The organism is Rhodanobacter sp. A1T4, from assembly GCF_014207185.1.
Lineage (GTDB): Bacteria > Pseudomonadota > Gammaproteobacteria > Xanthomonadales > Rhodanobacteraceae > Rhodanobacter.
This window is the reverse complement of record NZ_JACHCP010000004.1, coordinates 116,150-135,795: the sequence shown is the minus strand read 5'-3', so window position 1 is coordinate 135,795 and position 19,646 is coordinate 116,150. Positions and strand designations below refer to the sequence as shown.

Here is a 19,646-nt window from a genome sequence, read left to right as displayed (position 1 = left end):
CATCCCAGTTCATGTCACTCAGCGGAGTGTTAGTCGGTGCGCCATATACCTCGGCGATGACGACCGGCAACACTAAAAGAATGTCCGTCCGGTTGGCGTGACCAACCGCCGGCCTCGGAAAGAGCTCCATATGCATTGAAACCCTTACGCCAGAACAAAACAAAAGCCCCGCATGAACGGGGCCTTTGATGTTGGTGGCTTGTTGGTCCCATCCCATGGCCTGACGCCCAGTAGGCTCAAACCAGACTTGCGGGGCACGGACGGGTTGCGTGAACGTCGGAAGCGGAGCACGCCATCAGAGACTCGCCTCTAACTCAACCGTGATAACAGCCCTGTCGAATTATGTCCGCATCACGGGCCCTTGTTGCTGGGTCGGCCCTTGTTGAGTTTGATTTTGTGCTACCTGTTGTTGCTGAGCTTGGGCTTGGGCGTGGCCTTGTTGACCCTGTTGCAAGGCCTGCGGCCAATTTGCACTGCTTTGTGCAACGGGCGTGTTTAGCGCTTGCATGGTTTCCACGTGAGCCATCTTCCGGTCTAGTCCATGGACGCTGTTGGCATTGCCTTCCACCGCAAAGATTCGTCCACCGTCCGACCCCACCAGGACTTGGTCAATTTTATTCAGACCACCGGCCCGTGCGGAAACCACCAATGAGGCCGCAAGATTGTCACTGTGCTCAGTAGGAGCACGACCATGTTCCGCATCAATCTTACCTACCCCCGTCCGTGCTTGTTGATACATCGCGTAATCGGGATGCTTGGGGTCGTTCAATTGCTGCTCGCTTAAAAGATGCTGCAACACACTTCGGTGTTCCGGCATCGGATTGGAGTGGGAGCTGTTGAGGTGACTGCCGGGAACAGGGTCTTTGATGCTTTTGACATCGTCCACGTTCTCAGCAGGCCGATAGGCACTTTTGCCCTCACCGTGCCCCGGTAACGGAAGTCGAACGCTTGGCCCTAACGGCATGCCGGGCAGAGAAATATCTGCATGATTCTGGCGTTCGATACCGGCATGATTTAAACCGGCCCATGTGAAGTCCACACAGTTGTGTCGAGCATCTTTGTAGTACGTATCAAAGCCGAATTTTTCGGGATGCTGCCCGAATTCGTTCAACTTATCGTATTGGCTTTTGCTGATTTCCATCGTTCTTGCGTAGAGCGGATTTTTATAATTTACGTTGTCGTTATCAGAGATGGCACCAGCCCCATCCATGCTTCCATGCTGGATTGGAGCAAAGCCAAAACTCTGCGGCTTGTCGTGCCCATTGCTTGTTGTATAAAACATGTGCCCCGGTCCGGATGTCGTTCCGGGCGCCTCTTTGACCAGCGGCGTACCGGGAGCCGCGACGTAAACAGTGACCGTGTATTTATCATCATCCATGGCTCAATCCTCACTCACCTGTATTGTAAAACTCGTCCACTTTCAACTCAGTCTTGACGTGTTTGAACATGGGCAGGTCCTGCACCGTTTTGACCACCGCAACATAGTGCCCGTATTGAGATAGGTAGAATCCCGCGATCAGGACATAGGATGTATTTCCATCGTGTGCATAAAGATTCAATTTCGCTAACGAGCTATCTGCTTTTGCTTTCGATCCATTAGCAGCCGACACGATGGCTTCGTCATCCTGCGTTGGAATGGGTGTCGTCTTGCCATGGTCGACAAGAAAAACCTCGACACGAACGGGCACATCTTTTTGCTGGATGACGTGCTCGATGCTGCCATCTTCTGTCTGTGGAAAGTCCAGGCCAACCATGAAACGTCGCTTGAGATTGGCTTGACCTTCAACCACCGAAAAATCAATTCGAGCGGTCTGCCCCGCCTTGTCCATCGGGAAGGAGACCGTCACCGGCAATGCATGATGTGAAGTGGATGCTGGTGAGCATGCGGCTCCCGTGAGAAGTCCGAAGCATCCGAACAACAGGCCAGCAATCCTTGATGCAGTTTTCACTGTGACGATTCCTTGTGAGATGCAATTCCATCCTATCGCAACACGCAATCGTGCTCCACACGGTGTATCGCATGCGTGGTGTGGGGCATCAGTCACGCCGATAGAAAATGTCAATTTTGTTGGGAAAGCGACCCGCACGCTTTCGTAAATACTGAAGAAGCAGAGAAATTCAAGATTGAATCCAGTCCTGAATTTTTTGTTCGCAGAAATTTTTAAACAAAAATAATAACTTAGCTATGAGTTAAACCAGATAACCATAGGAGAGCTGGTCCCATACTTGGGACCAACTCCGCTTCGCGGATCCAGCCTTCGGGCGGCCCAAAACGTTCCAGACTACTTTGTCGACTACGGAGGCAGGATGCCGTAGCGAACATCGGCACAGCCGATGGCCCGAAGGGCGAGGCGCGGGGTATGCCGAGTAACCGCGCTTGCCACCGTGCTGGGAGACTAGGATTGTTGGTCCCATCCTTGGGACCAACCCCGCTTCGCGGGGCCAGCCTGCGGCTGTCCAATTTTGTTCCTGACAAAATTGTCGAACCGTGGTTCGCCTCCGTTGCCTCCACAGACCAAAATAAAAAGCCCGCCACAAGGGCGGGCTTTTTATTTTGGCTGGGAGACTAGGATTCGAACCTAGATAGACAGCGTCAGAGGCTGTCGTCCTACCGTTAGACGATCTCCCAAAAACTGCTGGATCGATGCGCTCTGACTCTGGTGCATCGAACCGACAAACGCTGTTTCCGAGGAAATTAGCGCTTGGAGAACTGGGTGGCGCGACGTGCCTTGTGCAGACCGACCTTTTTGCGCTCGACTTCGCGGGCGTCACGGGTCACAAAGCCAGCCTTGCGCAGCGGCGACTTCAGGGTTTCGTCGTACTCGATCAGTGCACGAGCGATACCGAGGCGGATCGCGCCGGCCTGGCCGGTGATGCCGCCACCGGCAACCGTCACCAAGATGTCGAACTTGCTGGTGTTGTCGGTCAGCTCGAGCGGCTGGCGCACGATCATGCACGAGGTCTCGCGACCGAAGAACTGTTCGAGGGACTTGCCGTTGACCACAATCTGGCCATTGCCCTTGCGAAGAAACACGCGGGCGGCGGAGGTCTTGCGGCGGCCGGTGCCGTAATTCTGCTGGATCGTCATGATGGTTCCTTAGAGTTCCAGCGCCTGCGGCTGCTGTGCGGTATGCGGATGCTCGGCACCGCCGTAGACCTTGAGCTTGCGATACATCTCGCGGCCCAGTGAATTCTTCGGCAGCATGCCCTTGACGGCGGTCTCGATCACGCGCTCCGGATAGGTAGCGAGCAGATCCTTGAGGCTGGTGGTCTTCAGGTTGCCGATATAACCGGTGAAACGGTGATATTTCTTGTCGTCCAGCTTGCGGCCGGTGACGTGCACCTTCTGCGCATTGATCACGACGATATAATCGCCGGTGTCGCAATGCGGGGTGTACTCGGGCTTGTGCTTGCCGCGCAGGCGACGTGCAATTTCGGTCGACAGGCGACCGAGCGTCTTGTCCGTGGCATCGACCACGAACCAGTCGCGCTTGACGTTGTCTGCATTGGCGCTAAACGTTTTCATTTCAGAATACCTGTTCTGCCGCCGTAAGGCGGTACACATCATCGGTCAATCAGAGGCGCGAGATGATAGCGGAGCTGTCATCTACGGTGCAAGCCTGCCGTCCGGCGGGCTGTGAGCTGGCAATGATAGCATGATGGGCATACCGCTTGAAAAGTCCCCCATGGGCACGGCGCCCAAGCGTCTGACAGGCGATCCGGGCAGCACCCAGGCCCGGCGCGGTCAAATCAGCGTTTTGCGCCCCCCAACTCCCACCCCAATGGATCAGGAGCCCTATGAATGTACGCACGTTGACGCCCTTGGATCAGTTGCTGGCCCGATGCGAGCGCGCGCTGGAGGCCATTGCTGGCTCTCCCGAGGCACAGCGTCCCTCCCCCGCCAACGGCGTTGCCGAAGCGGAGCTGGACGAAGCCGAGCGCCGTCACGCGGCCGGCCTGATGCGGATCAACCATACCGGTGAAGTCTGCGCGCAGGCGTTGTATCTGGGCCAGGCAGTGCTGGCTCGCAACACGGATACGCGCGATCACCTGCTGCATGCCGCTGACGAGGAAACCGATCACTTGGCCTGGTGCTCCTCCCGCCTGAAGGAGCTGGACAGTCGTCCGAGCCTGTTCAATCCACTGTGGTATGCGGGCAGCTACACGATCGGCGCGGTCGCGGCGCTGGCCGGCGATCCGCTGAGCCTGGGCTTTGTGGTGGAAACCGAGCGTCAGGTGGAGGCACATCTACAGGATCATCTGGAAAAACTTCCCTCGCCGGACGAGCGCTCGCGCGCAGTGTTGGCCCAGATGCAGGCCGACGAAGCGCGTCACGCGCAGGAGGCAAAGCAGCGCGGCGGCATCGATCTGCCGTTCCCACTGCCGAAACTGATGTCGCTCAGCTCGATGGTGATGAAGGCGGTCGCTTACCGCATCTGACGGCCACTCGATCTGGCAAGCCCCATAAAAAAAACCCGCCTCTCGGCGGGTTTTTCGTTACATCAGGTTGCGGCCGTGGAAGAGTTCCTCGATCTCACGTCGCAGCAACGACTCGATGCGCTGGCGCTCCTTGAACGACAGATCGTCGGCATGCGAGTCGAACAGGTACGTATCGAGATCAAAGTCCTTGATGTGCATCTTCGTGTGGAACATGTTTTCCTGATACACGTTGACGTCGAACATCTCGTACTTCTGGCGGATGTGCTTGGCCAGATAGTCCTGCACCGAATTGATCTTGTGGTCGATGAAGTGCTTCTTGCCCTTCACGTCGCGGGTGAAGCCGCGCACGCGGTAGTCACAGACCACGATGTCCGACTCGAAGCTGTCGATCAGGTAGTTCAACGCCTTCAGCGGCGAGATCACGCCACAGGTGGCCACGTCGATATCGGCTCGGAAGGTGGCGATGCCGTTGTGCGGATGCGTTTCCGGATAGGTATGGACAGTGATGTGGCTCTTGTCCATGTGCGCGACCACGGCACCGGAGATGGTATCGCGGCCCAGCTTCTCCAGTACCGGCTCCTCGGAGATCAGCATCGTCACCGAGGCGCCCTGCGGGTCGTAATCCTGGCGTGCGATATTGAGGATGTTGGCGCCGATGATCTCGGCCACGTCGGTCAGTATCTGGGTCAGGCGATCGGCGTCGTACTGGTCATCGATGTACTCGATGTAGTTGCGGCGCTGCTCTTCGGACACCGCGTAGCAGATGTCGTAGATATTGAAGCTCAACGCCTTGGTCAGGTTGTTGAAACCTTGCAGGCGAAGACGGGGTAGTGGTTTAACCAAGACGACTCTCCATGGCGGTATGAGGCCAGCAGTAGAGGCGGGTTAGCGACAAGGGTCCCCGCTGAATGGTGTGGCGCGCAGGCAGCAACCTTCCGCGATCCTTGTGACCGGCGTGCGACAACCTGAAAGTTGCCCTTGCCGAAAGACCGCGGAGTATGAGGTAAAACGCCGAAAAACTGAACCTGCGGCAAGGCACCGAGGTTTGCCATAATGCAGGTGAACAGGGGACGGCAACCAACACTGATTTGGCGGTCAGCCTTGACCACCGCCAGCACGAAACCTTCTGCGGGGATGATAGTGGCGCAACTCAAATACCAGCTCCAACAAGCTTTTGAACGTTCTCAGGCGCCGCTCAATTTCGCGCCTGATCCCGCCTCGATGGAGCGATTTCTTGCGCTTTGCCATCGCCGCCGCTATCCCGGCAAGACCGCCATCATCCGTCCGGGCGACCCGGCCAATACGCTTTACTACGTCATCGACGGCTCGCTGGCCGTATGCACCGAGGACGAACAGGGGCGCGAACTGATCCTCGCCTACATCAGCCGCGGTCAGTTCATCGGCGAGATGGGCCTGTTTGTTGAACAGGCGCAGCGTGAGTCGATGGTGCGTACGCGCACTCCCTGCGAGATGGCCGAGATCAGCTACGAACGACTGTTCCAGCTGATGGAAGGCCCGCTGCGCGAGGAATGCCCGAAGATTCTTTTCGCCATCGGCGCGCAGCTGACCACCCGACTGCTGCGCACCTCGCGCCAGGTCAGCCGGATGGCTTTCATGGATGTCACCAACCGGATCTCCCGGACACTGCTGGACCTGTGTCAGGAACCCGATTCGATGACGCATCCGGACGGCACGCAGATCCGCATTTCGCGTCAGGAAGTCAGCCGCATCGTCGGCTGCTCGCGCGAGATGGTCGGTCGTGTGCTGAAGCAGCTGGAAGAGCAGCGCATGATCGACGTATCGGGCAAAACCATCGTGGTGCGCGGCACGCGCTAAGCGACCGGATCGACCACCGGCGCCCCGTGCTTCATCGGAGCGTAAATCATGTAGACGTCGGCGCGCTGGTAATGCGAGCCGACGCGAATGGCCGGCTGCATCACAAAGCCGGCCTGCTCGTACATGCGCAAGGCGGTGGTCAGCGTGCTGCTGGATTCAAGAAACAGCAGCTGACCGTCGCGCCGGTGAAATTCGGCAATCGCGGCATCGAGCAGGCGACGGCCCGCACCCTGCCCGCGGAAAGTCTCGTCCACGCCCATCTTCGTCAACTCGTACACGCCAGGCGACTCGTGCAGCAACGCGCAGGTACCGATGATGTGTTCGCCCAGTTGCGCAAAGAAGATCGCACCGCCGGGCTGCAGCACGTGCGTCTCCGGGTCGCTCAGCACCAGGCGATCAATATCCTCGATCCGAAAATGCCGCTCCAGCCATTGCGCGTTGAGTCGATAGAAATGCGCACGCAGCGCCGGCTCGAACGGCACAATCTGCAATGACACCGTTGTGCCGTGCCTGTTGGGGTCGGTCGGCACGGACACCGCCGTCAAAACCACTCGACGCGGGTGACGCTGCGGCCCAACGCTTTCTCGATCTTCATGCACAGCTTCGGTGTGCCATTGACCAGCACCGCTTCGGCAGCGGGCTTGAGCATGGGGATGTCCTGCGACGAATCGGTGTAAGCCCGCCGCCAGGCCTGGAGGCCATGCGAAGCCAAAATCTGCGGCTTGCGCTTGCCGACGTTGTGCAGCTTCACGCGCATACCCAGCCAACTCGGTCGCAGCTGCGAGGCGAGCACTTCGAGTTGGGTCAAACCCAGCTCTTCCAAAATGCCGGTCACCAGCGTGTGCTCGCATCCGGTGACCACAATCACCCGGTCGCCAGCAGCCTGATGACGGCGCAGCGCCAGCAAGCCATCGCGACTGAACAGACGCGGTCGGCGCACCAACTGTGCGGCAAAACTCTTCGCGGCGGCTGCGTATCGCTGCTCGCTGATGCCAAGCAGGCTGATATGTACCAGCGTGCGCACTGGCCACCGCCACGACACCATCAGTCCGAAAAGCAGCCAAGGCAATGTCGGCAGTACCAGCAACTTGCGCATGAGCGAATGCTTGTAGCGATCGCGCATGAAAAGGCCGAACGCATCGCCATGAATCAACACGCCGTCGAAGTCGAACAACACCACGCACGAGATCCTGGCGTCGATCGCGGCAGCGTCCATCACGGGCGACTCGATCATGGCTGACTCGGGTACGTCAGTGCCAATCGCCTCAGAACCGATCCAGGCCGTATCGGGCTTTTCCGCTTGCGGCAACGGCGCAGTCACGGCGTACCGAACAATCGTCGCAGTTCACTGCCGGGATCTTCGGCACGCATGAAGGCCTCGCCGACCAGAAATGCCTGGATACCGCCTTCGCGCAGACGCGCCACATCCTCGGGCGTGTGGATGCCCGACTCGGCCACCAGTACGCGGTCGTACTCGATCAGATCCTGCAGCGCCAGCGAGGTCTCCAGCGAGGTCTCGAAGCTGCGCAGGTTGCGATTGTTGACGCCGATCAGAGGTACCGGCACGGCCATCGCCCGTTCCAGCTCCTCTTCGTCGTGTACTTCACACAGCACGTCCAGATCGAGTTCTGCAGCGAGCAGCGACAGTTGCAGCAGCACATCGTCATCCAGCGCCGAAACGATCAACAGCACGCAATCCGCGCCAATCGCGCGCGCCTCGTACACCTGGTACGGATCGATGATGAAATCCTTGCGCAACACCGGCAATGAGCACGCGCCCAACGCCTGTTGCAAAAACGCCTCACTGCCCTGGAAAAAATCGCTATCGGTCAGCACGGAAAGACAGGCAGCGCCAGCTTCCTCGTAGCTGCGGGCGATCGCGGCCGGATCAAAATCGGCCCGGATCACGCCCTTGCTTGGGCTGGCCTTTTTTACCTCGGCGATGACAGCCGGCAGACCAGCGGCGATCTTCGACTCGATCGCCGCGGCAAAGCCGCGGGTATCATGCAAATCCTTGATGCGCGCGATCAGCTCGGCCATCGGTGTTTTCGCTTTGCGCTCGGCAACCTCTTCGGCTTTGCGCGCAAGAATACGATTGAGAATGTCGGTCATGGCATTTCTCTTGTTGATACAGCGGGTGGGAACGCGCGACGTGCTGCGCACGGGTGCCAGTATCGCCGCTTCGCGTCACGCAAGCACGCGCAAAATGCGGTTGAAGCCGGTTGATCTGATTTATGCGGACACGGCAAGCTTTCGCGTCGCCGCCACGAACACGCGCATTTTTTCATACGCTGCACCGCTGGCAATCGTCGAACGCGCCAGATCGATGCCATCGTCGATCGAATCGACCACGCCGGCCGCATAAAGCGCTGCGCCACTGTTGAGACAGACAATGTCGTGCGGCACGCCACGGCGACCCTGCAGCGCTTCGAGCAGCATCGCCTTCGACTCGTCCACGCCCTCCACACGCAGGTTGCGGCTGGAGGCCATGGCGAAACCGAAATCCTCTGGCTCGATTTCGTATTCGCGCACCACGCCATCGCGCAGCTCGCCGACCAGGGTGGTAGCGCCGAGCGAAATCTCATCCATGCCGTCACGTCCCCAGACCACCAGCGCCTGCCGTGCACCCAGCGCCTGCAACACACGTATCTGGATGCCGACGAGGTCGGGATGGAACACACCCATCAAGATATTCGGCGCATCGGCCGGATTGGTCAGCGGGCCGAGAATATTGAACAGCGTGCGCACGCCCATCTCGTGCCGCGCCGGCGCCACCACCTTCATGGCCGGATGATGGTTCGGTGCGAACATGAAGCCGATGTTTGTCTCGGCCATGCACTGCGCGACCTGCGCCGGCATGAGGTCGATCGATGCACCCAGCGCCTCCAGTACATCGGCACTGCCGGATTTCGACGATACGCTACGCCCGCCGTGTTTGGCCACGCGTGCGCCAGCAGCCGCGGCCACAAACATCGACGTGGTGGAAATATTGAAACTCGACGCGCCGTCGCCGCCAGTGCCGACGATATCCAGCAGATGGCTATCATCGCCTTCGATCGGCACTTTCGCCGACAGTTCGCGCATGACGCGCGCCGCGCCGGTGATCTCGCCGATGGTTTCTTTCTTGACGCGCAGGCCGGTCATGATCGCGGCCGTCATCAGCGGGCTCACCTGTCCGCTCATGATCTGGCGCATCAGCGAAATCATCTCGTCGTGGAAAATCTCGCGGTGCTCGATCGTGCGCTGCAAGGCTTCCTGCGGGGTGATCGTGATCTCACGCTGATGCAAACTCACGCGGCCAGCCTCAACGGCTGACCGAGGAAATTCCTCAATAGGTCGTGACCGTGCTGGGTCAGGATCGACTCGGGATGAAACTGCACGCCTTCCACCGCCAGCGTCTTGTGACGCACCCCCATGATCTCGTCGATCGAGCCGTCTGGGTTCTCGGTCCACGCAGTCACTTCGAGGCAATCCGGTAGCGAGTGCTGCTCGACCACCAGCGAGTGATAACGGGTCGCTTCGAATGGATCAGGCAATCCGGCGAACACGCCCTGCCCGCGATGGCGTACCGGCGAGGTCTTGCCGTGCATGATCTGCTTGGCGCGAATCACCTTGCCGCCAAATGCCTGGCCAATCGCCTGATGACCAAGACACACACCAAACACCGGAATCTCTGCCGACAGCTCACGCAGCACATCCAGCGACACACCTGCGTCATCCGGTGTACCCGGCCCCGGCGAAATCATGATGTGTGAGGGCTTCAGCGCACGGATACCGGCAACATCCAGCGCATCATTGCGCACCACCTTCACCTGCTGCCCGAGCTCGCCCAGGTACTGCACAAGGTTGAAGGTGAAGCTGTCGTAATTGTCGATCATCAAAAGCATTGCATTTGCAACCAATGGGCTACGGGGTGGGGGCAACGCATAAAGCATAACGTAAGGGGCGCAGGTGTATTTGCCGCGGCGGGAAACCGCACGGCGTATTCCAATGGGTGCGCGCCGCTGTTGATATATCCTGTTGTGCGCCCATCGAACCCCACCTGATATACCTTGCGTGATGTCAACGACTCTCCGCCATGACGAAGCAGCCCGCTTCCAAACCGCACAAGCACTCTGGCAGCAGGGACAGGTCGCGCCTGCGCGAGCGCTGCTGGATGACATCCTTGCCCATCACCCTGCGCATCCTGATGCAGCGACCCTGCTTGCCAAACTGCTGCAAAGTCAGGGCCTGCTGAATGCCGCGAGCAACGTCATGGCAAGCCTCTGCCGCCATTCGGGCATGGCAGCAACTACCACGTTTCGATGCGCCCAATTCATTCAGCAGTGCCAGCGCCAGCCATTAGCCGCAGCTTTATGCGACGAGGCCTTCGCGCTTGGGAACGCAAGCCCTGAACTGCACGCCCTGGCGGGAAACATCGCCAGAGAGGTTGGCGAATTCCATGCGGCGCGCACGCATTATCTCGCAGCGCTGGAAGCCGGTATCGACCTCAACGCCTGGTTCGTGATTAGCGCACTCGCCATGAACCAGCGCTATGAAACCCGCACGCACCCCGATTTCGAGCGCTTCGTTGCTCATTTCCACGATGCCGCCTACTCTTTTCGTGCACGTGCAACGACCGGCTTCGGCCTGGCCAAGGCCTACGACGATATTGGCGATTACGCCAATGCCGCAGAGACATTGCGTGAGGCAAACCGGTTGTCGAAACAGGCGGAACCGTGGTCGCGCCAATCCTGGGCACAATGGCTGGATGCCCGAATGAAGTCCCGCTTGTTCGATACGGAATTGCAGGTAGCGTCAGATTTCGTGCCCGTATTCATCGTCGGGTTGCCCCGCAGCGGCACGACATTGGTGGCAACACAACTCGCCAAGCACCCGGATGTCCGCGATCGCGGCGAACTGTCACTACTCGGCTTCATCGCGGACCGTTTGCAGGCGGGAAATCATTATCACGATGCCGGCGCGTTGCGCGAAGCGGCCGCGTTGTATCGCACGCACGTCATCCAGGATGATACCCGTGTACGCTGGTACATCGACAAAAACCCCAACAACTTTCGCTACCTCGACCTCATTGCGGCCTTGTTCCCGCAAGCGCGGATAATCCATTGCCGGCGCGACCATCGCGATACGGCGCTATCCATCTGGTCACAGAGTTTCGCGCATGCGCATTATGCGTTCGCCAGCGATTTGGACGACGTTGCCGATTTCTTCGACGGCCATGACAAGCTGATGCAGCACTGGCAGCAATGCATACGCCTGCCGATACATAGTCTGGACTACGAAGCCATGATCGCCGATGCCGGATCGACGCTGGAGAAATTAAAGGCCTTCATCGGGCTTCCGCAGGTCGTCACACCGGACTCAACGCCCTCTTCGCCCGCGGCGATCACTTCGGCCAGCATGTGGCAAGCCCGTCAACCGATATACCGTTCATCAGTGGGGCGCTGGAAAAACTATCTTCCGCATGTTCCCGAACTCGAGCGGTTTTGAGCCGTTATCTTTGTTGAAGGCGAAGCTGTCGTAAGTTGTCGATCATCAGCAGCATGTGGCGCGAATTTCTTCGATAAATCTGCAGGTGCTTCGGGAAGTCCCTTCAGACCATTCCAGAGCGATCCGGTTGTTTGAACAACCGATACTCGTGCATATAGATAGATGGCCATTGTGCGGGATGACGGCCGCTGCCGTCATCCGCTGGCTCGGCCAGGCGCAACGACTGCAGAGGTCACGTCGATTGACATCGGTAGTCCCTCAAATGAGAATGCATCGTATTAACTTACGAATCGATGCCATGAGTTCCCGTCCCACGTTGCATCACGTTGCCCGGTCGCTCACATCCAAAGCACGTCAATGATCACCCTTTGCGCCTTTCTGTCGACGCTTGCCGGAGCGTGGCTCGTGCTGCAGAGCAGGCGACGCGCAGTGACTTACACACATCGCGGGGGCTTGATGATCGTGGCCGGCACGACGCCCTGGCTGATGGCAGAGGGAACTGGCGCGGGTATCGCCGCCGTGCTGACTACGCCGATGCTGACCTAGGTCGCGCTGACGCGCGCGGCATGGCGAAGCGTCTGGGCGTTGCCTGTCGAGGAGCAAACCTCGCCGCGTTAGCCGAAACCTTCGCCCTTACTCATTCCCATATTCACCCACGAAAGTCCCGCAAGCCGACGCCAGCAGGGCAAGCATCCCATCCAAGGAGCTACTCATGCCTGTCGCCCTTTTCCATGGCGTCAATTCAAACGTCGGCTCGCGCCGACTTATCGCTGTGATGATTCTCGCCGCACCGACGATCAACACCGCCCACGCCGATGATGCCGATCCACAGCAGGCCAAGGATCTCGGCCAAGTCACCGTGATCGCCAATCGCAAGAGCGATACCTATCACGCCGGCGATGCCTCCGCGGGCGCGCTCGGCACCCGCAGCGTGCTCGACACGCCTTTCAGCATCGACGCGGTGACCGCCGATCTGATCCAGAACCGACAGGCTCTGGATATCAACGATGTCTTCAAGGCCGATCCAGGCGTCACGCCACTGGAATCCGGTTACGTCGGTGAGTCCTCCGGTATCGCCGTGCGCGGACTGCCGGTGGATCTGCTCAATGGCTACAAGATGGACGGCTTGTCGATTCCAAACTGGGGCAGCGACATGCCGCTCGAACCGTTCAGCCAGATCGAGCTGCTGAAAGGTCCAGGCGGTTTCATGTATGGCTTCGGCCAACCGGGCGGCATCCTCAACTTCGTCTCCAAGCAGCCGACACTGCAGCCCTACACCAGCTTCACGCTCGGCTATGTGTCCGATGGCGTGTTCAAGGAAGCCGTCGATCTCGGCGGCACGTTCGGCGGCCAGGGCAGCTGGGGTTACCGCATCAATCTGGCACACGAGGATGGCGACACCTTGGTCGACGGCGGCCATATCAAGCGCAATGCCGCGTCGCTGGCGCTGACCAAGGACATCGCACCGAACCTGCACTGGCACTTCAACAGCATCTATCAGGATCGCAAAGTGCAGGGTGCCTACTACGGCATCATCCTCGGCCAGGACTACGGCATGGCGACGGGTGTGCACGTGCCCGCACCGCTCGACGGCGATCAGCGCGTGAGCCAGCCCTTCACCGGCTACCAGACCTCGTTCCGCGTGGCCAATACCGGCGTCAAGTGGGACATCTCGCCCAGCTGGAATTTCAGCGTCGACTACAGCTATGCCAGGCAGACCCGCGACAACCGGGACAGCGCGATCATCCTCACCGACAACCAGGGCGGCTACACCGACCTCAACTACCTGGGCCACTCGGTCTACAACTACCAGCAATGGCAGGGCATGTTCAGCGGCAAATTCGAGACGGGCTCGATCGGGCATGACGTGGTGTTCGGCGCCTCCTGGCAGCGCCTGGACGAGCATTACCCGCTCGAGTTCCAGTCGCAGGTGTTAGGCCAGGGCAACATCTTCGACGTGCCGCTGTTCGTCAATCCAGATGTCGCGATCAACCGCAGCACCTACCTGGCGGAGAGCACCACGCAGCGCTCGCTGTTCGCCAGCGAAACGATCACGTTCTCTCCGCAATGGTCGGCCCTGCTCGGCCTGCGCACCATGGACTATGACGACAAGACGTTCAATGCCGGCAGCCCGGTCATCGCCGCGCGCTACGAAAAGAGTCCACTGACACCGACGGCCGCGCTGATCTACAAACCCATCGCACCGCTTACCTTGTACGCGAGCTATGTGCAGTCGCTGGAACAGGGCGGCAGCGCGCCGCAGACCGCCGTGAATGCGTATCAGACCTTCGCACCCACCATCAGCAAGCAGTTCGAGCTGGGTGCCAAGACCGAGTTCGAGACGTGGAGCGCCAACCTCGCGCTGTTCCGCGTCGACCGCGGCCTGCAGTACCTGAACTCCAACAATGTGTTCGTGCAGAACGGACAGACACGCTACCAGGGCATCGACCTTTCCGCACAGATGTCGCTGGCCAAAGACTGGACCCTGATTGGCGGCGTGATGTACCTCGACGCCAGCAATGTACGCGCCGCTGCGGATGTGGACGGCAAGCGCGCCTACGGCGCACCACGCGTGCAGGGCAACCTCTACGCCGAATATGCCGTACCGCAGATCGCCGGACTGGTGCTGAACGCCGGCGGCCGCTACGTGGGCAATGAAGCCGTCGAAGCCGACAACAGCAACTTCATCGGGGCGTATCACACCTTCGACCTCGGCGCGCGCTACAGCACATCGCTCGGCAGCCACGCGATCACTTATCGCCTCGGCATCGACAATCTCGCCAATGAAAAATACTGGCTCACTAGCTGGGGCTTCATCCTCAATCAGGGCACGCCGCGAACGGTGCGCGCCAGCGTGACGCTGACGTTGTAATCTGCGAAAGACTTGCAGAAAGCTCGGCGAGCATGACTCGCCAAGCTTTTATTCCCTCAGGTAGCGGTATGTACCGGAACGCACTCTGCGGCTTTGCACTCAATCTGCAAGGTCGTACTGGCCGGACAGGTCGACTCAAACAAGGCACGCTGACCATCCGCCATCACCACATGAATGGCGCGATCGCACTGCTGTCTCGCCGCCACGTTCTGAGCGGCATTGAACGTGGCTGGACTGATGCGATTGTCCAGACTGGCCAGACCGTCAGACTGGGACGGACCCATCAAGACCGGTGCAGATACTGCACCGGGAGCCGCGGCAGATGGCACGTAATAAGTATTTGAAGTCTGCTGCCCCGAATAGGTCGTCATGACTTTGAGCACATCTGGGTAGTGGTGCGCGGCATCATCGCTGAAATCCACAACCAGTCCGATCAGGCCACCAAACAAAATATTGCCCCACTCCATAGGCCGCACAGTGGAAGCAAACGACTGGCCGCCGATAGGCGCGCCGTCCTTGACGCAGCGGACATCAAGCGGTCCGCTGCCGCGATGGACCGTCACGATTCCGGGCGTCGTCACGTGCTGCTCGCCGCGCTCGTTGGTGACCGTGCAATCGGCCCCAACGATATCCTGATTAGTCGAACGTGTTTCCACGCTGAGATGTTGATGTGTGCCTCCCACGATCGAAGCGCAGGCTGAAAGACCACAGGTCAATCCGAGTACGGCAGCTTTCTTGCTCAACTGGTGCATAAGTTCCTCCTGATTTTAATTTCTTCCACAGAAATGCCCGGCGCTCATCTGAGCGTCGACACAAGAACACACCGGAAGTGGAAACCCCGCACCGTGACCTCTGGCATCCGCAGAGGCTGCCGTACTGTGACGGCAGAATGCTTCGGCGCGAGTACCCCCCAGTCATCGCGCGCCAACATTTTTACAGGAATCGGCTATGAAATTCGAGGGTCAATGACATCTCGGCAGAGAAGAAATCGTTGATCCCGAAGAATCCTCAATGCACCAGCACGGAGGTAATCCTTATTTGATCCAGGATAATTTGCCTGACAGTGGGCTGATAGGCTTGGTGGAATAACACCATCAGCGCAGTGCGATCGAGCACGCTGGGCGCATCATCCGCACGCTGCAGTGGAAAACGCTGGAGCGCCTGAGCGAGGATCTGGCAATGCAATTCGCGAGCGGGCTTGGCGTTGCGCAAACGGCTGGCGGAGCGAATGCTCCACCTGACGTTGACTCAGTGACCACCAGGCGGCGGAAACGCCAACACCTGCTCGGTATAGGTTTCGATCACTGTGCTGAAGGGGCGATTGTCCGCCGCATATAGAACCGCGCGATGTTGCAACACCTGATGCGGTATCGAAAGCTCAACGCGCCCCGATGGCGAGACATCACCATGCATTTCCCAGCCTGCCGGCAACGGCGACCATAGCAGCTTCGCATCCAGCGTCTGTCGACGAAAATGCAGCGGCAGCACCACCCGACCGAACGGTATGTCGGTCTGATCGAGTTGCTCGTTCATCGCAGCGGTCAGCCGCGACGGCACATACCAGTTATCCGCCTCGGAGAGTATGTGCTCACCGCAGCGCAGCATCACACGGCGATAGCGCACGGGCTCACCTGGCGCAATCTGTAGCTGCGCGCGAAGGTCGTCAGGCAGCGATTTGTCTTCACCTGTGACGCGTTGCACACTGATTTTCGCTGGTTCCGCCATGTGGTGATCGCCACACCAGCGCTCCAGCGTCAACGTGGCGCTGTCGTGGCTGAGCAAATCGGCGTTGAAGGTTTGCAGCAAGGCTAGCGCTTCAAGTCTGCCCATCGGCGTATCGGGCCAAGTCGTTGCTGCATCACGCGCTGACGCGCTGCCGGTCAGCAGACACAGCGCGAGCGCCGTTATCAGCGAGTACGTTTGTCGCATATTGATCACAACCCCCTCGCTGCCTGAGCCACCGCGCGGAACAGCGCGCGTCCTTTGCTCATCGTCTCCTCCCACTCGGCGGCAGGATCAGAGTCGTAGACGATGCCGGCACCAGCCTGCACGTGCAGGCGACCGTTCTGGATCACCGCCGTGCGGATCGCGATGGCAGTGTCGGCATCGCCCCACCAGCCGATCCAGCCGATCGCGCCGGCGTAGATGTTGCGCTTGTACGGCTCCAGCTCCTGGATGATTTCCAGCGCGCGAATTTTCGGCGCGCCACTGAGCGTGCCGGCCGGGAACGTCGCCTTGAGTACGTCCATATAGCTGAGGCCGGGCAGCGCATCGCCCTGGACCTGCGAGACGATATGCATCACGTGCGAGTAGCGCTCGATCGCGAACGATTCGCTCACTTCCACGCTACCGGTTTCGCTGATGCGGCCGATGTCGTTGCGACCCAGGTCAATCAGCATCACGTGCTCGGCGCGCTCCTTCGGATCGGCCAGCAGCTCGGCTTCCAGTGCCAGGTCTTCCGCCTCGGTACCGCCGCGCTTGCGCGTGCCGGCGAGCGGACGCACGACGACCTTGCCATCTTTCAGACGCGCCAGAATTTCCGGCGACGAGCCGACGATCTGCGTATCGCCAAGGTCGACGAAGTACATGTACGGCGACGGATTAAGCGCACGCAACGCGCGGTATACATCGATCGGCCGCGCGTTGAACCCTACGCTGAGCCGCTGCGACGGCACCACCTGAAAAATGTCGCCGGCGCGGATGTATTCCTTCGCGCGCTCGACCATGGCTTCGAATTCCTCGCGCGTGAACGACGAAGTGAAATCGCTTTCGTCCACCAGCGCCACGGACTGCGTCGGCGACGGATACGAGGCACCTCCCTGCCGCAGGCGATAGACCAGCGCGTCGAGCCGCCGCTGCGCCACGGCATACGCCTGCGGCTGCAACGGGTCGGCATGCACGATCAGGTACAAGCGACCCTTGAGGTTATCGAATACTGCTACCTCTTCGGCCAGCATCAGCAACACATCGGCCGTGCCCAGTTCGTCGGCGCGATCCCACTGCGCCAGCCGCGGCTCGATGTAGCCGATGGTCTCGAAGCCAAAGTAGCCGACGAGACCACCGCTGAAGGCCGGTAGCTCGGGCAGCCGCGGTACGTCGTACTGCTGGCGAAGCACTTCGATTTCGGCCAGTGGATCGGCGACATGGCGACGCTCGGTCACCTCGCCCGAATCCTCCACCTCCAACTCGTGTCCGCGCAACCGATACACGCGCTTGGCCGGCAGGCCGATGATGGAGTAACGCCCCCAAGTGGCGCCACCCTCGACCGATTCAAACAGGAAGGTGTAGCGGCCGTCGGCCAGCTTCAGGTACACCGACAGCGGCGTGTCGAGGTCGGAAAACACCTCGCGCACCAGCGGTATGCGCGTATGACCCTTGGCCAGCAGCGCATCGAATTCGTCTCGGGAGATCACAAGCAGTTCTGACTCAGGGAAGCGGCTGCTGAAGATAGCAGGCTGCGGCCGCGTCGGCACGATGGCGCATACCCGGCTTGATACGTTCCGCAGGCACGTCTACTCTCGATTGGAAGGAACAGGGGAAATGCAAGGTGGATCGCTACGGCACAATGACTGTCGGCTCGCTAGCCGGCAAGCAACGGCTGCTCTCGCCTGAGCTCCTGTTGCCACTAAATTCGGCGTTGACAGTGGCAGCCTCATGGCTACTTCACCATCGATTTCTCAGTAGGAATTGCCAGCGCCTGTATTTTCAAAAACCAGTCAAACCGTTCCAACAAGCACGCACGGTCTTTTGAAAGTGCCGGCTCGATTGCCAATCACGCAGCTTCATCACGACGACAGGGGATTTCACCGTGACAATTGACGACCAGATATGGATAGGCCAGAACGGCGAAAAATACGGCCCGTACGCCGAAGCAACCGTTCGCCAGTGGCTGGCCGAAGGGAAGTTCGCTGCCGATGCGCTGGTATGGCGCGAGGGCATGCCGGATTGGGTACCGCTGAGCGGCATGTTTTCCGCGACAGCGGGCGGGCAACAGCAACCTCCACCACCGCCCGGCTTTCGATCTTCGGGCCATGCTTACGCGGCTGACTCCTTCTCGGCACAACGGTACGCACCGACCGACCAGAGCAACGTGGAACGCGCTGAACTGCCGATGCCGCCGTCGCTGCACTGGGGTCTGGTGCTGCTGTTCACCGTGATCTCTTTCGGCATCTTCGGCATCATCTGGCCATTCATCCAGGCCAGCTGGGTGCGCAAGATCGATAGCGGGAGCAAGGCCACCCTACTGCTGGCCCTGGCTTTTATTGCCTGTGCGGTGGGCGAGGTCTTCTATTTTTCCGGCATCAAATCGCTGGCCACTGGAGGCTCTGGCCTGACCGGTCTTGGCGGGTTGTTGATGCTGAGCTACTGGATTCTGTACCTGGTGGCCTACTTCTCGATGGCCGGCTCGATGCGGCGGAATCTGATCCCTATTGGCCTGCCGGTGGAGATCGGCGGCATAACCCTGTTCTTTTTCAACATGTATTACCTGCAGGGTCAGCTGAGCTGGATAGCGCACTGGAAAAATACCGGACGAACCGAGCCGAAGGCGTCAAAAGGCGTGCTCTGGATACTTCTCGTATTGCCCTTCTTCATGATTTCTATCCTGGCGGCTATCGCCATTCCCGCCTATCAGAATTACATCATTCGTACCCAAGTCTCCGAAGGACTGACGCTCGCCGAAGGAACCAAGACAGCCCTTACCGAGTACTACACGCATCGCCACGCCGTGCCGCCGGACAACACGGCAGCCGGACTTGACCCAAGCACGTCGATCACCGGCCGATATGTTTCCAGCGTGGACGTTTCCGGCGGCAAGATCACGGTTGCCTTCGACACCGCTGGCGCCAACGTGACGATTCGCGACAAGGTTCTCGTACTGACGCCGACACTTAACGCCGGCCAGATAACATGGAGCTGCAATACCGAAACCACGGTTCCAGACAAGGATCTGCCCATCGCCTGCCGGCACTGAATCAGCTGGGCCGAACGTTGCTGACATGGCTACGTT

General features: G+C 59.5%; 19 protein-coding genes and 1 tRNA gene. 5 read left to right on the top strand and 15 right to left on the bottom strand.

Annotated elements, in window-relative coordinates; translation table 11 throughout:
* Nucleotides 1-340 precede the first annotated feature (340 nt).
* The 5 genes from HDE80_RS09280 to rplM form a co-directional block, all read right to left on the bottom strand.
* Nucleotides 341-1,378, bottom strand: coding sequence for an XVIPCD domain-containing protein (locus tag HDE80_RS09280; protein WP_184670190.1), 1,038 nt, complete (start codon nucleotides 1,376-1,378; stop codon nucleotides 341-343).
* A 10-nt stretch (nucleotides 1,379-1,388) separates the two neighbouring features.
* The gene (locus tag HDE80_RS09275) at nucleotides 1,389-1,949 is read right to left on the bottom strand and encodes a hypothetical protein (protein ID WP_184670187.1); all 561 of its coding nucleotides are present in this window, start codon (nucleotides 1,947-1,949) and stop codon (nucleotides 1,389-1,391) included.
* Between the two features lie 606 nt (nucleotides 1,950-2,555).
* Nucleotides 2,556-2,629: transfer RNA gene (locus tag HDE80_RS09270), tRNA-Gln, on the bottom strand.
* A 66-nt stretch (nucleotides 2,630-2,695) separates the two neighbouring features.
* Nucleotides 2,696-3,088, bottom strand: coding sequence for a 30S ribosomal protein S9 (rpsI, locus tag HDE80_RS09265; protein ID WP_184600497.1), 393 nt, complete (start codon nucleotides 3,086-3,088; stop codon nucleotides 2,696-2,698).
* Nucleotides 3,089-3,097: 9 nt separating this feature from the next.
* Nucleotides 3,098-3,526, bottom strand: coding sequence for a 50S ribosomal protein L13 (gene rplM, locus HDE80_RS09260; protein WP_184600496.1), 429 nt, complete (start codon nucleotides 3,524-3,526; stop codon nucleotides 3,098-3,100).
* A gap of 272 nt (nucleotides 3,527-3,798) precedes the next feature.
* Here rplM and coq7 point away from each other — a divergent pair, with 272 nt between their 5' ends.
* Nucleotides 3,799-4,440 (top strand): 2-polyprenyl-3-methyl-6-methoxy-1,4-benzoquinone monooxygenase, encoded by a 642-nt coding sequence (coq7, locus tag HDE80_RS09255; protein ID WP_184670185.1) that lies wholly within the window; start codon nucleotides 3,799-3,801, stop codon nucleotides 4,438-4,440.
* Nucleotides 4,441-4,497: 57 nt separating this feature from the next.
* Here the strand turns inward: coq7 and speD are convergent, their stop codons facing one another.
* The gene (gene speD, locus HDE80_RS09250; protein WP_184600494.1) at nucleotides 4,498-5,283 is read right to left on the bottom strand and encodes an adenosylmethionine decarboxylase; all 786 of its coding nucleotides are present in this window, start codon (nucleotides 5,281-5,283) and stop codon (nucleotides 4,498-4,500) included.
* A 291-nt stretch (nucleotides 5,284-5,574) separates the two neighbouring features.
* On the opposite strand from speD, the gene crp reads away from it, so the two are divergent.
* Nucleotides 5,575-6,276, top strand: a complete 702-nt coding sequence (crp, locus tag HDE80_RS09245; RefSeq protein WP_184601084.1) for a cAMP-activated global transcriptional regulator CRP — start codon at nucleotides 5,575-5,577, stop codon at nucleotides 6,274-6,276.
* Here crp and HDE80_RS09240 read toward each other — a convergent pair.
* The 5 genes from HDE80_RS09240 to HDE80_RS09220 form a co-directional block, all read right to left on the bottom strand.
* Entirely contained in the window at nucleotides 6,273-6,773 is a 501-nt protein-coding gene (locus HDE80_RS09240; protein ID WP_345776432.1) for a GNAT family N-acetyltransferase, read from the bottom strand. The genes crp and HDE80_RS09240 overlap by 4 nt on opposite strands.
* Before the next feature lie 44 nt (nucleotides 6,774-6,817).
* Nucleotides 6,818-7,510: a haloacid dehalogenase-like hydrolase gene (locus tag HDE80_RS09235; RefSeq protein WP_255483662.1), complete on the bottom strand. Its 693-nt coding sequence runs from the start codon at nucleotides 7,508-7,510 to the stop codon at nucleotides 6,818-6,820.
* An 83-nt stretch (nucleotides 7,511-7,593) separates the two neighbouring features.
* The gene (gene trpC, locus HDE80_RS09230; RefSeq protein WP_184600492.1) at nucleotides 7,594-8,388 is read right to left on the bottom strand and encodes an indole-3-glycerol phosphate synthase TrpC; all 795 of its coding nucleotides are present in this window, start codon (nucleotides 8,386-8,388) and stop codon (nucleotides 7,594-7,596) included.
* Nucleotides 8,389-8,508: 120 nt separating this feature from the next.
* Nucleotides 8,509-9,564, bottom strand: coding sequence for an anthranilate phosphoribosyltransferase (trpD, locus tag HDE80_RS09225; RefSeq protein ID WP_184670747.1), 1,056 nt, complete (start codon nucleotides 9,562-9,564; stop codon nucleotides 8,509-8,511).
* 2 nt (nucleotides 9,565-9,566) lie between these two features.
* The gene (locus tag HDE80_RS09220; RefSeq protein WP_184670181.1) at nucleotides 9,567-10,163 is read right to left on the bottom strand and encodes an aminodeoxychorismate/anthranilate synthase component II; all 597 of its coding nucleotides are present in this window, start codon (nucleotides 10,161-10,163) and stop codon (nucleotides 9,567-9,569) included.
* A 172-nt stretch (nucleotides 10,164-10,335) separates the two neighbouring features.
* On the opposite strand from HDE80_RS09220, the gene HDE80_RS09215 reads away from it, so the two are divergent.
* Complete coding sequence (locus HDE80_RS09215) at nucleotides 10,336-11,766, top strand: sulfotransferase (RefSeq protein WP_184670179.1); 1,431 nt, start codon at nucleotides 10,336-10,338, stop codon at nucleotides 11,764-11,766.
* Nucleotides 11,767-12,478: 712 nt separating this feature from the next.
* Nucleotides 12,479-14,638, top strand: a complete 2,160-nt coding sequence (locus tag HDE80_RS09210) for a TonB-dependent siderophore receptor (protein ID WP_184670177.1) — start codon at nucleotides 12,479-12,481, stop codon at nucleotides 14,636-14,638.
* Nucleotides 14,639-14,694: 56 nt separating this feature from the next.
* On the opposite strand, the gene HDE80_RS09205 is transcribed toward HDE80_RS09210, so the two are convergent.
* The 4 genes from HDE80_RS09205 to trpE all read right to left on the bottom strand — a co-directional run bounded on the left by HDE80_RS09205 (nucleotide 14,695) and on the right by trpE (nucleotide 18,051).
* On the bottom strand, nucleotides 14,695-15,390 hold the full coding sequence (locus HDE80_RS09205; RefSeq protein WP_184670175.1) for a hypothetical protein: 696 nt from the start codon (nucleotides 15,388-15,390) through the stop codon (nucleotides 14,695-14,697).
* A 256-nt stretch (nucleotides 15,391-15,646) separates the two neighbouring features.
* Nucleotides 15,647-15,850, bottom strand: a complete 204-nt coding sequence (locus tag HDE80_RS09200) for a hypothetical protein (protein WP_184670173.1) — start codon at nucleotides 15,848-15,850, stop codon at nucleotides 15,647-15,649.
* Nucleotides 15,851-15,886: 36 nt separating this feature from the next.
* Entirely contained in the window at nucleotides 15,887-16,567 is a 681-nt protein-coding gene (locus HDE80_RS09195; RefSeq protein WP_184670171.1) for a hypothetical protein, read from the bottom strand.
* A gap of 5 nt (nucleotides 16,568-16,572) precedes the next feature.
* Nucleotides 16,573-18,051, bottom strand: a complete 1,479-nt coding sequence (gene trpE / locus HDE80_RS09190; RefSeq protein WP_184670170.1) for an anthranilate synthase component I — start codon at nucleotides 18,049-18,051, stop codon at nucleotides 16,573-16,575.
* Between the two features lie 395 nt (nucleotides 18,052-18,446).
* Between trpE and HDE80_RS22350 the strand changes: the two genes are divergently transcribed.
* Nucleotides 18,447-19,610, top strand: coding sequence for a pilin (locus HDE80_RS22350; RefSeq protein WP_184670168.1), 1,164 nt, complete (start codon nucleotides 18,447-18,449; stop codon nucleotides 19,608-19,610).
* Nucleotides 19,611-19,646: the final 36 nt, after the last annotated feature.